Genomic DNA, 13,042 nt, shown 5'->3' on the forward strand with positions numbered 1-13,042 from the left:
CAACTTTTATGCAGGTTCAGACTAGTCCAACAGAGACAACCTATTCATTTATAAGTCCAGTAAAAAAGCGCCTTCCCAGACTATTTCTGTTCATATAAGATCATTGAAAATTATTCCGGATTTTTACATTTTCTGAGAAAATGATTGTACGCTTCTAATATAAAGCGCCAACTCCATCTATAATTTTTCAAATCATAAAATCCAACTATCCTGCCCATTTAAAAGCGGGAAATGAAATGTGTGATACACTATTTTCTTTGTCAGATTTCTTCTAAATTATACATCAGATACTGCCATTTACGCAAGATGCTTTGACCACTATTTTACCTCTTTTTTCTCACATGCTCTGATTTGATCTCATATATAAAACCAGCAGAGATTTTGCTCTCCACCGGTCTGCTTTTATCCTAATTATGTTCCCCTTGCATTGATTTTGCTAATGATGTCAGACAGGGATAGTCCACAGCTGGAAATTAGTTTTTTTCTTCTCTGTCCTGTGTTTTGCGGAGAGATGTTACCATATCAATCTCGCCATCTTCAAGCATCTGCTGCATATCATCCCAGCTCTGATCGTATCCGACATATTCGTAATCTACATCCCAATAACAGGCCATCAACCGAAGGAAATCATAGCCATAACCGCTGCGGTTCCCCTCTTCATCCATCATGTGATAACCATCCATGGCAAAGAAACCGACTTTGACAGTTTCATGCTGCGAACTGTCCTCGGCCGCATATGCAGTCAGGGGAAAAAATATCATACACACGCATACAAAAAACAGTAACACTGCCACATATTTCTTTGCTCTCGAAATCATATTAAATCTCCTGTCTGTCAAATATATTTCTCTATACATCTCCTTGTCAATCTCCTGGTTTAATAAATTTTCACTTGTCCCTACTGCTTCTCAATTCTTCGCATATAGTCTGTTTGATTGTTTTATCATCTAATGGCTTTGCAAGATGTGCGTTCATTCCTGCTTCCATACACTTTTCTGCATCTTCCCTAAATGCATTTGCAGTCATAGCAATGATAGGGATTGTTTTTGCATCCTGCCGTTCCAGGGATCTTATTGTTTTTGTGGCAGTAAGCCCATCCATCACCGGCATCATAACATCCATTAAAATAACATCGTATGTTCCCGGTTCGTAAGCTTCAAAATGCTGAACAGCTTCTAACCCATTGTTCACTGTTTCTACTTTAGCTCCATTTTCCGTCAGCATAAATTCTGCTATTTCCACATTCAGCTCATTATCTTCAACCAATAATATCCGGACACCTGATATATCTGCATTGAAATCTTCTTTTTCTTCCGGCCGTGCATTCGTATCAATTTTAAATGGAAGTATTACAGTAAAACAGCTTCCTTCACCAAGCTTGCTTTCAACTGTTATGGTTCCGCCCATCTTTTCTACAAGTTGTTTCACAATAGGCATTCCCAGACCTGTCCCATTATAATCAGAACGTGGAGAATTATCTGCCTGTACAAATGGAGTAAACAATTCATTTTTTATAAATTCTTCTGACATTCCAATTCCATTATCTTTTATTTTAAATTCACATGTCATGTGATCTTCTGATCTTTCAATCGTTCTCATACTCATGTAAATAGAACCATTCACCTTATTGTACTTCATACTGTTTGTAAACAGATTCATCAATATTTTTTTCAGATGAACTGCATTGCTCCAAACATATATACCACTGTAATCATCATGTTCTCCCATAACATGAAGTCCTTTTTCTTCTGCCTGAAAGTATAGCGACTCCGTGATTTCTTTACATACCTGATCCAGATTGATGGATTCATCACCAAAAACCACGGTATCCGATTCTAACTTTGCCATATCCAAAACATCATTTACCAATGATAATAGCAGTTTCGAAGACTCATTTATTTTATTCAGGCAATCTTTTGCCCGCTCACCATCATTTCCGCTTTTTTCAAGAATTGTAAGCATGCCCATAATGCCATTGATCGGTGTCCTGATGTCATGAGACATGTTATTTAAAAAGGAAGTCTTAGCCTTATTGGCACTCTGTGCTTCTACAAGTGCATTTTGTAATTCCTGCTGTTTTTCTTCAAGCTCCTGATTCAGCTTCAATGCCTGCTCAGCAGACTTCTTGGATTTTTCTTCCGCACGTTTTGATTTTTTCAAAGAATCAAGAATTATACACAGAACAACGAAAAAAGAAATTCCAGCGATAAGTGAAACTGTCAGTAAATTGTCCTGAATAAAATCCTTCGCTGTAACTTTTCGTGAGGAAGCATTATACGAAACTACTGCACCTGAAAATTGAGTTGTAGGCATAGATGTCAGTGTTTTATTCAGAATGGACAAAAGAACCGGTTCTCCCTGCTGAATAGCAAATGGAACATCAGCTTCTTTTGTCAGGAAAACACTATGAAGCTTATCATTTTTCAAATAGTCTGAAACAGTACCTGAATTGCTTACAATACAATCCGTCTCCCCTTTCTGCATTGCTTTTACTGCTGCATCTGATGTCTCATATTCCACAACCTTCCATTGCGGATAATTGTATGAAAGATATGCTTTCAATGCAAAATCATCTTTTTCAACGGCAACTGTATTCTCTTTATTTTCATCAAAAGAATCCTTTGCCGTAATTGCTGCCATATTGAGAGTCAATAGCGTATCCGACAAAGCAAATCCATTTGTTTCTGCAAAGTATGGATTCTGGTTTGCATGAAAAATCAGGTCTATTTTTCTATCCTGCAATGCCTGAAGCAGTTCACTTCTTGTATCATACCCCTTTAATTCAAATTCCAGAGTCTGACCTTGCAGACAATTTTGGGCAAGATCCACATAATCTGTGATAACACCTGTCAGTTTACCTGTTGATGGATCTACACTACTGATACCTCCATCCTGATTCAGATACCCTATCCTGATTGCTCCATGCTGCCCGATCCACTCCCTTTCTTCTTTTGAAAGAAACGAGCTGCTCTGTGCAGAAAGATAACGCCTGTAGAGATCATCAGTGTAAAATGGATTGTCATCCTTGATTCTGCGCATAGCACTATCCAGTGCTTCTTTGATATCCGGACGTTTGGGATTTATGGCAAAATAGATTTCTGTCTCTCCAATACTTGTAAGCGGTGAAATATCCGATTCTTCCCAACGGGATTCTTCTACCGAAACGAAGCAGTCAATTTCATGTTTCGACAGTTTGTCCATAATTTCTGTGGTATTAGAAACATTGACATGCTGCGTATGCAGACCATATTTTGATTCCCATTCATTAAGCACATCCTCCACTATATTATCTTTAGACACACCAATATTTTTTCCCTCAAAAGAATCCAAATTTCCTGCTGTAAGATCCCTATTGGATGCATCCGTATAGATGTAATATTTCTCTTCCCCCATAGGCATATCGGAAAAAAGCATATTTTCAGCACGTTCGTCTGTATAGGAAATGTCACCAAGAATATCAATCTCTCCATTTTCCAACTGTGTAAAGCAGTTTTTCCAATCACTTGTTATGTATTTATATGTCCATCCTGCATAACCTGCAATATCTTGAAGATACTCATAACCATAGCCGCTTCTTTCTCCCTTTTCATTGACTACATTATAAGTTTCCTCAAAAGATCCTACCCGGATAACATTGTCAGAGTTTTCTTTGGCAAATGTAGGAACGGATAAAACAATAAAACATATAATTGTGCAAAATATAATGTAACAAAATTTGAAATTCATTATATTCTGTACTAATTTGCACTTCTTCATCTTTCTCCCCTCCTCTAGGCTACAGTTGCTTGCTTCCAGATTTTAATTTTACATTCATTAATTATCAATAACCTCCCCGCTATTTTTCACAATATTTTTCCAAACAGCTTCTGTATTACTTATTCAAGTGCTCTACCATAAAAAAGCACTGCCAAACAGACAGTGCACCTCATTTCATGCAACTGGCTGCCATTTTACAGGCCCTGTAGCTTTGCGTCCCAGACTTTCATCTGGTTTGCCGATTTTCTTATTATAGCTTTAATACTTATGCAAAAAAACTGATTTCATTATACTTTAATGCTCTAGTATACACAAGAAAACATTACCGTTTTAACGACAAAAAACAAAAAAAGAACAGCCGATACATATACTCAAACTGTTCTTCTACTTCCGAAGACCACGCAGCATTGACATCACTGTTTCCTGCTCATTTGTACTCAGATTGTTCCATATCCTTAAAACTTCTTTCTGTTTTTCTGTCAGATTCTCTGAATTACCTTCCTGAAAAAACTGTGATAATGTCACGCCCAAAGCTGTACATATTTTTTCAAGTGTGATCAGCGACGGCAGGTTTTCCTGCGCCATGATTCTTCCCAGTGATGACTAGGAAATTCCCGACAGCTGCGATAATCTATATTTACTGATATCACACTTTTCACACAAAGATGTTATTTTATCCGCAATATACTTCTCTATCTGCAAGTAACTATACCTCATTTCCGCTATTACATGTTCTTATTGTACCTGTAATAACGAAAAAATATTAGTAATCAACTTTGCAAGTATTCATTCTCATTATAGGAAGTATACGGATAAAAAAATATAAAGATACTTTCGTTTCCGCAAAAGTCATTTTCGCTTATATCGTTTTTATAATATCACAGACAGTTACGTTTGTCACATAGAAGTTTGAACACTCAAACAAAAAATAAGCCTGCCATCATCGTCCTCTTTTCTGTATCATGGATCTGCGGATTCAGATTCTTCCTGTTATAAAAGGAATCTCCCTGTACCGCCTTTATATCACCGCCGTTCAGCTTAAACTTATAGGTAACACTTATATGTCGGAAACTGTGAAACACAATGGTGCTAAAATATAAATAGTACAAGCCAAAATGAGAAATTCCAAATACACATAAGCATGATACAATAGAGGCATGCTGAAGGAGGATCTCATATGGCAAAGCAACATGACAAACAATTTAAACTTGATGCAGTCCAGTACTATCAGGATCACAAAGATCTCGGAGTACGTGGATGTGCAGAAAATCTTGGCATCGGATACAGCACATTAACAAAATGGCTGAAAGACTTCCGGGAATCAAGTGATATTCCTGTTCGTGGTTCTGGTAATTATGCATCTGATGTTCTCACTATCGGAATCGTACTCTGTCTGTTCTACATAATCTGCGGAACAGTCTCGTTTGTACGGATAAAAAAATAAACTGAGCCACGGCTGTTCCAACACGAAATCAGCCGTGGCCTTATTTATATCATTTCACTCTTTTTTGAAATAGAACAACACCACAGCAACAACTCAAATCGACTTAAAATTCCAGACTATTCGCATTCAGCAAGAAATACTTCATTCCCATGATGACAAAACCTTCATCATTTCTCCAAGGCTTTTTGCTGCCATTTACAATGACGATCTTCTTGAAAGAGTCCGGGATATTACGCAGAGAATTGAACTCCTGCGTCTGTTTTTCTTCCGAAGTCATGTCATATGCAACCTGGATATAGTATCTCTGGTTTCCTTGATTCACCACAAAGTCAACCTCCAACTGCTTGCGAACACGTTTTCCCTCTTTATCCTTATCGAAGATATCCACGACACCCACATCAACATTGTAGCCACGGATCAGCAGCTCGTTATAAACAATGTTCTCCATGATATGAGTAGGCTCCTGCTGTCTGAAATTCAGACGTGCATTTCTCAGTCCCAGATCAGTAAAGTAGTATTTCAGATTTGCACCGATATACTTTCTGCCCTTAATATCGTATCGGCTTGCCTTGGAAATCAAAAAGGCATCTGTCAAATGGTCGATATGCTTGGAGATGGTTTTATTAGCATAAGTCATCTGGCGCTCACTGGCAAAGGTATTGGCAATCTTTGAAGGGTTGGTCGGTGCGCCGATTGCAGATGCAAGCACATCAACCAGAATCCCAATCTCATCCACGTTCTGAATCTTATTTCTTTCAATAACATCCTTCAGATAGACATTTGCAAAGATGTTCTTCAGATAATCCGCTTTCTGTCGTTCGCTCTGGAAACTTACGATCTGCGGCAATCCTCCGTAGATCATGTAGTCATCCCAGGCATCATCATAATCGCCGTCATAAACAGAATAAAACTCTGCAAAGGAGAGAGGGTAGATTCTAATCTCATCACCTCTGCCACGGAATTCGGTCACAATGTCGCTGGACAGGAACTTGGAATTACTTCCGGTGACATACACATCAATATTGCTCATGCGTAGCAGGCTGTTCAGCACTTCCTCAAATCGTGGCATGAACTGCACTTCATCCAAAAGGAGATAATACTTCCCGTCGTCTTTCATGGCATCCTTGATGTACTTGAAGCATACCTTGGGATCTCTTAATTCCTCGTTCTCAATACCATCCAATGCAATTTCAATAATATGATCAACATCAACGCCGTTCTCCAGTAAGTATCTCTTAAAGATGGTAAATAGCAAAAAGGATTTGCCACATCTACGAATGCCGGTAATCACCTTTATCATTCCATTATCTTTTCGCTCGATCAGCTGCTGTAGGTAAGCGTCTCTTTTAATCTCCATCGTTACACTCCCCATTTCCGTGCATCTACACACTTTTTAGTAATGAGATTCTATCACAGAACGACCTGAATTTCAATATGTATTCCCATTTTATGTGCATCTACACACTTTTATGTAATGTTAATAAATATATTTTCAGATTTTTTTGATTGCAGTGTCTATAATCGACTACTCCAATCGTTATTATAGGTAAACAACAAAAAGAAGATGGTTCCGATGTTTCATTAAATATGTTCGTTAGTCTTTTACGCAAAGGATTCTATCTCCTCTGCGCCCTAATACTTTTCGGATTCAGTTCAACAGTCGAGTAGACTAAGACCTCTCAATCTTAGCCCCTCACAGATCCGTACGTGCGGCTTTCCCGCATACGGCTCCTCATAGTAACATTCGCTTCAATATAAACAATAAATAGTACGTTTTAGGTTTTGCTAACGGGTAATACTTGAGCATTTCCACAAATCCATTCCATGTGTATGCTCGTCTACAACCTCTCCGATTCATACACTCTATGATTACTGAAACTTTATTTCTTTTCATCAAGCAAAATAACACCTTGCGCCGGATTTTTATCAATTGCACCAACTATCTCATGTGGAACATATGGCTCTTCAAGATATGCAAGGTCTTCGGCAGTTAATTTAATGTCAAATGCTCCAGCTGAATCATCCAGATACTGCGTTTTGGTTGCCCCAATAATAGGCGATAGAATTCCCTTTGCCCACTGCCATGCAATGGCTATCTGGGACATTTTGCAGTTATACTTTTCGGCAAGCTCCGCTACACGTTTAACTATCTGTATGTCTTCCGCTTCAGTCTTATCATATTTTCCCATGGCAACCCTATCCGTGGTTCCACGAAGAGACTCTGATTTCCACTGTGGTCTTGCCAGATGTCCGGCTGCAAGAGGGCTATACGGCATTAACGAAACTTTCATTTGCTTACAAATTGGTAGCAATTCTCTCTCATCCTCTCTGTAAAGCAAATTATAATGATTCTCCATCGCAGAAAATGGTGTCCATCCATTGTCTCTTGCGGCTAACTGCATATTATAAAACTGATATCCATACATGGCAGATGCACCAAGTGCCCTGACCTTTCCTGCTTTTACCAGATCGTGCAGTGCCTCCATAGTTTCTTCAATTGGTGTATCATAGTCAAATCTATGGATGATATATAAATCAAGATAGTCGGTTCCAAGACGTGACAGAGTTCCATCTATTTCCCTCATGATTGCCTGTCTTGATAAACGACCTTCATTAAAATATACCTTGGATGCAATCACAACCTGATTTCTCGCTACATTTTTCTTCAATGCTTTACCTAAATATTCCTCACTTGTTCCTGCTGAATATCCATTTGCTGTATCAAAAAAGTTATATCCCAAATCAAGTGCATGCTTGATAACATTCTCACTTTCAGCTTCATCCAACGTCCAGTCATGCATGGTTCCAGCTTTCCCAAAACTCATGCAGCCCACACATAATTTTGACACTTCTATATCTGTATTTCCGAGTTTACCGTATTCCATAGTGCTCTCCTTATCTTAATCCAGCGTACTCTTTCTCCGATACCGCCTCACACCACTCATTGGAACAATCCACTCCCGGCACCTCAATTGCCAGATGGGAAAACCATTCATCCGGAGCGGCCCCATGCCAGTGCTTTACATCTACCGGAATGTTAATACAGTCACCCGGTTTCATTTCTACCGCATCCCTGCCTTCTTCCTGATAAAACCCTCGGCCGGCTACACATACTAAGATCTGCCCGCCACCGCTTTTTGCATGATGAATATGCCAATTATTCCTGCATCCGGGTTCAAATGTCACGTTGAAAATGCCAACCTGAGAAGTGGAGATCGGTGCAAGAAAACTTCTGCCAGAAAAATACTGTGCAAAGCCATCATTTGGTGCACCAATTGGAAATACCATCTCTTTTGCATGCGCCCGCATCGCTTCCTCTTCGTATGGCAAATCTCCTTCGCCTGTCTCCCACACTTCCTTTGCAAGATTGAAAACAGCCCATGCTTTTGGCCATCCTGCATAGAATGCGACATGTGTGATTACTGCGGCGATCTCTTTTTGTGTTACACCATGATTTTTTGCATTTTGAAGATGATATTTTAAAGAAGAATCTGTAATTCCGGAAGCCATCAGAGCAACCACTGTGATGATACTTCTTGTTTTTACGTCAATATCCTGGTTATTCCAGTTTTCACCGAAAAGGACATCATCGTTAAAATGTGCAAACTCCGGTGCAAATTCACCAAGTGCATTTCTTCCTGCTGTCTGTACTATTTTTCCCATTTTCTGTATACCTCCATAGCACTGTTATTTATAAAGATTTTACCCACTCACTGATTTCCTTTTTTGTTCCACGGTTTAACAGGCTGCCTTCTGTGATAACCGCATCCGGTGCAGATGGCTGTAATTCCTTTACAGTATTACCGAATCCACTTCCACCGGATGTTGCAAAGAGCACAATCTTTTTGCCACTGAAATCATAGGCTTCCAAAAATGTATTGACAATTGTCGGAGCTACATACCACCAGATTGGGAATCCCAGAAGGATCTCGTCATAAGAACTCATATCCACCTTTTTCTTCATAATCTCCGGTCTGTATTTCTTATCACTCATTTCCACACTGCTGCGGGATTTTTTATTCATCCAGTCAAGATCAGCCTTTGTATATGGAACTTTTGGCTCAATCTCAAATAAATCCGCTTTTGCTTCCTCTGCAATCATTTCTGCTACTTTTTTTGTTGTCCCGCTTGCACTGAAAAATGCGACTAAATTTTTACTCATAATAAAAATCCCCTTTCTTTGCGAATTTTTCGTATAAAAATAGATGTATAAGATTTGAATTTCTCTTATACATCTATTTTATACCTGATATTTTTATTATGTCTAATGCTTATATTGAATTCCATTCTATGCCTGAAAAGCATTTATTTCTTCTATCATTTTACTGACCGCCAGAGAATATGGAATGTTTCGTCTCCAGGCAATCACAGTACTTGTTGTGATTTCAGGAGAAATTCTTCGCTGTACAAGAATATCCTCCCGCCAATACTTTGCAGCACCTTCGATGGATACCGGATAGCCCAGTCCATTTGCTGCCATAACTCCGGCATTCGTTCCAAGATTACTTGTAAAAGCAATCTGCAGTTTCGAAAAGTCTTTTCCAAACCAATTGGCAAGTTCACTTTGAACATTTACTCTTTCCGGCAGGATCAATGGTTTTCCAATAAGATCTTCTTTTCTTATAAACTCTTTTTCTGCCAGCGGATCATCCGGCCGCATTCCAACACACCAGTGATCGCAATCTGTGATCCGGATATAATCCAGCCCTTCGGTGTCCACCGGCTCCATGAATAATGCAATATCTACAAGTCCTTTGTTCATCATCTCATACACTGCATCTGCTGTTGCAGTATGCAATACAATCTGAACCAGCGGGTATTTTTCTTTATATGTTTTACATATCTCCGCCAATGTCTCCACCGCTGCAAATTCACCGCATCCAATGGTTATCGTGCCCTCTACAACCTCTTCTTTTCCTTTCAGTTCCTCAAGCGTTCTTTCCTCAAGATTAAGAATCTCCAGGGCACGCCTTTTTAATAAAATTCCTTCATCAGTAAGCGATATTTTCTTTCCGTTTCGAATAAATAATGTTATTCCCAGGTCCTCTTCAAATGCTGCCATTTGTCTGGAAAGCGTTGGCTGGGTAATATGCAATTGTTCTGCTGCTTTTGTAAAGCTCTGTTCTTTTGCTACTGTCAGAAAATAGCGCAATAGTCTTAATTCCATATTTTTTATTCCCACAACTTCCGATTTCTATTTTTGTTTCCATAGCATAGTGTACTCTTTTTCACCAGTATCTTCATCCAAACCTTCACATTGAATAATGAACCCTTCTCTTTGGTAAAAAGAAATTGCTCTGGCATTCTTCTGATATACATTTAATCGTAAGCTGACTTTTTTATCCTTAATATAATCCAATAAAAGCTTACCTATGCCACATGACTGCATTTCATCAGAGACAAAAATACCTTCGATATATTCATCATTTAGTCCTACAAATCCTTGTATCATTTTATCTGCTTCAAACACATAAACTTCGGATTGTGACAGCATTTCTTTCACTAATTCATAATTACTTTTCCAGTATTGATTGGAAATAAAATAATGTGCTTTCAGATTTGTCTTTAACCATATGTCAGCGACTCTATCGATATCTCTGTTCAGCAACTTTCTAATCATAACAAATATTCTCCACAACAACATCCTTTATGCTTTTCTCTTTTATCTATTCTATCACAAGCTCACCATTAATCATCATTTTTTTGATATTTTTCTTTTCCCCCACTGTAAAACAGCCTCTGAGCGTTTCGTTATATAGAGGGATACAAATAAGAGCAAGATCCACCCATGTTTAACGGTATTGCCATTTGGCCTCCCGTCAACCTATGGGGTTTATCTTGATGGAGATCTCCCCATACCCTCTTCATAACAGACGTTTCACTTGATATCCATACATCATTTTTGCTCATACTATTTTCTCCATATTATTTTTCAAACTCTGGTTTCCAGTTTGCAAACTGTACAAGCTGTTCATCCGTGCGGTGATAATATCTTTCATTCTTATCCAGCTTTGCAATCTGTTCCATTTCTTCATCTGTTAATGCAAAATCAAAGATATCCATATTGTCCTTAATGTGTTCTGCATTTTTACTTCCAGGAATTACAACAAATCCCATCTGAGTATGCCAACGGAGAATAACCTGTGCAGGTGTTTTTCCATATTTTTTGCCAAGTCCTGCAAATACCAACTCATTCATTAATGCTGTATCTCCATGTCCCAGCGGATACCAGCTCATAAGCTTAATTCCATATTTGTCTAAAGTTACACGAAGTTCTTTCTGTGTGAAATATGGATGTGCTTCCGCCTGAATAAACTGAGGTACAAATTCCCACTTTGTTTCCAACTCTTCCATATATTTTCCTTCAAAATTCGAGATACCAATGGATTTCGCTTTGCCCTCTCTATACGCTTTTTCAAGCATTCTGTATCCGGCAAGCCAGTTGCCTGCAGGCTGGTGTATATAAAGTAAATCCACATAATCAACACCAAGTCTTTCTAGAGTTTCTTCTACAGTATTCTCATTTTCATATTCACTAGCCCATATTTTTGTTGATAGAAATATATTTTTTCTGTCAATTCCACTATCCTTGATTGCTCTTCCAACTGCACGCTCATTTACATAAGCATTTGCTGTATCAATTAGGGAATATCCCATTTTTAATGCCTCTAATGTACTTGTGTAGGCATCCTCTGGTGATAACATAAAAGTTCCTAGTCCAAGCATTGGACATTCCAAATTGTTATTCAACTTCATATTTTCCATCTTTTTAGTCCTCCTGAAATTTTTCTTTATCAAGCATTTTTATTACTTTTGCCGGATTTCCAACTGCTACTGCATAATCCGGTACATCCTTTGTCACTACAGATCCAGCTCCCACAATTGCGTGTCTTCCGATACATACTCCCGGAAGTATCGTAGCTCCAGCTCCTACCCAGGCATATTCTCTTATCAGAACAGGCTTACAAGTCAGAGTACACAAATCATATGGATCATGATTATTGGAAATAAGCTGTACATTTGCAGCAATCATAGCATTGTCTTCAATCGTTATTCCACCTCTTGCCATTGCAAGAAGATTAGAATTGATAAATACATTCCTGCCAATCTTTACGCTTCCAACACATGCTCCATTAAGCGGTGGTGATATCATACTCCCATCTCCTAGGTTATTTCCAAACAATTCCTTTAATAAATGATTATATTCATCAGTAAAAGGCATTGTATGATTAAGCTGAAATAATATTTTTGTCTGACGTTGCCCTTCTGTACTTTCTTTTATTGACGCAGTTCTTACATCAACACGTATTTCCTTGCATTCCATTTTTCTAACCTCTATTTCTGTATCCATCTTTCAAGTACATCTTTCGCTTGATCTACGCTGCTTCCATGTATCGCAATGCCTTTCTCAGTCACTGCACCTTTTGCACTTTTTTTAATATCACTCTCCGTATTTGACAATCCGCTTCCTTCATGCGTACAGAATGGATGAATTTTCTTTCCTGTAAAATCATAACTTTCCAGAAAAGTATATACAGCCATTGGCATGGTTCCCCAGTAATTCGGGTATCCAAGATAAATCTCGTCATATTGATCTATGTCCTGTGGCAGATTTAGTATCTCTGGTCGTTTTCCTGTCTGTTTATCCTCTTTTGCCTGTGCAATGCAGGTATTATAATCAGCGGCATAGGGAATCTTTTGCTCGATTTTGAAAAGGTCTGCTCCTGTCATATCAGCTATCATTTTTGCAGCTTTCTCAGTATTGCCAATCTGAATATATTTCATGGAACCGCCAAAATAATTTTCATCTGCTCTTGAATAAAATGCTACCAGCTTTGCCAT

Annotated in this window: 13 protein-coding genes and 1 riboswitch; of the genes, 1 reads left to right on the forward strand and 12 read right to left on the reverse strand. The window is 38.6% G+C overall.

The annotated features are described in order from the left end of the window. Positions 1 to 473 precede the first annotated feature (473 nt). From AB5618_RS07420 to AB5618_RS07430, 3 genes are all read right to left on the reverse strand, one after another. Positions 474 to 818, reverse strand: a complete 345-nt coding sequence (locus AB5618_RS07420) for a transporter substrate-binding domain-containing protein (RefSeq protein ID WP_243249349.1) — start codon at positions 816 to 818, stop codon at positions 474 to 476. Between the two features lie 70 nt (positions 819 to 888). Then, positions 889 to 3,756: a transporter substrate-binding domain-containing protein gene (locus tag AB5618_RS07425; protein ID WP_368366628.1), complete on the reverse strand. Its 2,868-nt coding sequence runs from the start codon at positions 3,754 to 3,756 to the stop codon at positions 889 to 891. A gap of 174 nt (positions 3,757 to 3,930) precedes the next feature. Then, a riboswitch (cyclic di-GMP riboswitch) is annotated at positions 3,931 to 4,006 on the reverse strand. Positions 4,007 to 4,140: 134 nt separating this feature from the next. Continuing rightward, positions 4,141 to 4,341: a hypothetical protein gene (locus AB5618_RS07430; RefSeq protein WP_118577825.1), complete on the reverse strand. Its 201-nt coding sequence runs from the start codon at positions 4,339 to 4,341 to the stop codon at positions 4,141 to 4,143. A gap of 592 nt (positions 4,342 to 4,933) precedes the next feature. Here AB5618_RS07430 and AB5618_RS07435 point away from each other — a divergent pair. Continuing rightward, positions 4,934 to 5,200 carry a transposase gene (locus tag AB5618_RS07435; protein WP_368366629.1) on the forward strand — a complete coding sequence of 89 codons (267 nt, stop codon included), beginning with the start codon at positions 4,934 to 4,936 and terminating at the stop codon, positions 5,198 to 5,200. Positions 5,201 to 5,303: 103 nt separating this feature from the next. On the opposite strand, the gene AB5618_RS07440 is transcribed toward AB5618_RS07435, so the two are convergent. The 9 genes from AB5618_RS07440 to AB5618_RS07480 form a co-directional block, all read right to left on the reverse strand. Beyond that, a complete protein-coding gene (locus AB5618_RS07440) occupies positions 5,304 to 6,557 on the reverse strand; it encodes an ATP-binding protein (protein WP_055182611.1) in 1,254 nt (417 codons plus the stop codon). 523 nt (positions 6,558 to 7,080) lie between these two features. After that, complete coding sequence (locus tag AB5618_RS07445; protein ID WP_148462907.1) at positions 7,081 to 8,085, reverse strand: aldo/keto reductase; 1,005 nt, start codon at positions 8,083 to 8,085, stop codon at positions 7,081 to 7,083. A 10-nt stretch (positions 8,086 to 8,095) separates the two neighbouring features. After that, positions 8,096 to 8,863 carry a carboxymuconolactone decarboxylase family protein gene (locus tag AB5618_RS07450; protein ID WP_368366630.1) on the reverse strand — a complete coding sequence of 256 codons (768 nt, stop codon included), beginning with the start codon at positions 8,861 to 8,863 and terminating at the stop codon, positions 8,096 to 8,098. A 28-nt stretch (positions 8,864 to 8,891) separates the two neighbouring features. Then, complete coding sequence (locus AB5618_RS07455; protein WP_368366631.1) at positions 8,892 to 9,362, reverse strand: flavodoxin; 471 nt, start codon at positions 9,360 to 9,362, stop codon at positions 8,892 to 8,894. A 126-nt stretch (positions 9,363 to 9,488) separates the two neighbouring features. Further along, positions 9,489 to 10,367: a LysR family transcriptional regulator gene (locus AB5618_RS07460; protein WP_148462888.1), complete on the reverse strand. Its 879-nt coding sequence runs from the start codon at positions 10,365 to 10,367 to the stop codon at positions 9,489 to 9,491. A gap of 27 nt (positions 10,368 to 10,394) precedes the next feature. Further along, entirely contained in the window at positions 10,395 to 10,820 is a 426-nt protein-coding gene (locus AB5618_RS07465) for a GNAT family N-acetyltransferase (RefSeq protein ID WP_129976200.1), read from the reverse strand. 305 nt (positions 10,821 to 11,125) lie between these two features. Next, complete coding sequence (locus AB5618_RS07470; protein ID WP_368366633.1) at positions 11,126 to 11,965, reverse strand: aldo/keto reductase; 840 nt, start codon at positions 11,963 to 11,965, stop codon at positions 11,126 to 11,128. Positions 11,966 to 11,969: 4 nt separating this feature from the next. Then, positions 11,970 to 12,353: a DapH/DapD/GlmU-related protein gene (locus AB5618_RS07475; RefSeq protein ID WP_243880188.1), complete on the reverse strand. Its 384-nt coding sequence runs from the start codon at positions 12,351 to 12,353 to the stop codon at positions 11,970 to 11,972. A 182-nt stretch (positions 12,354 to 12,535) separates the two neighbouring features. Next, positions 12,536 to 13,042 (reverse strand): flavodoxin, encoded by a 507-nt coding sequence (locus tag AB5618_RS07480; protein ID WP_368366634.1) that lies wholly within the window; start codon positions 13,040 to 13,042, stop codon positions 12,536 to 12,538.

It is taken from the genome of Ruminococcus sp. J1101004sp1_RTP21198st1_B9_RTP21198_201120, assembly GCF_040924245.1.
Lineage (GTDB): Bacteria > Bacillota > Clostridia > Lachnospirales > Lachnospiraceae > Blautia_A > Blautia_A faecis.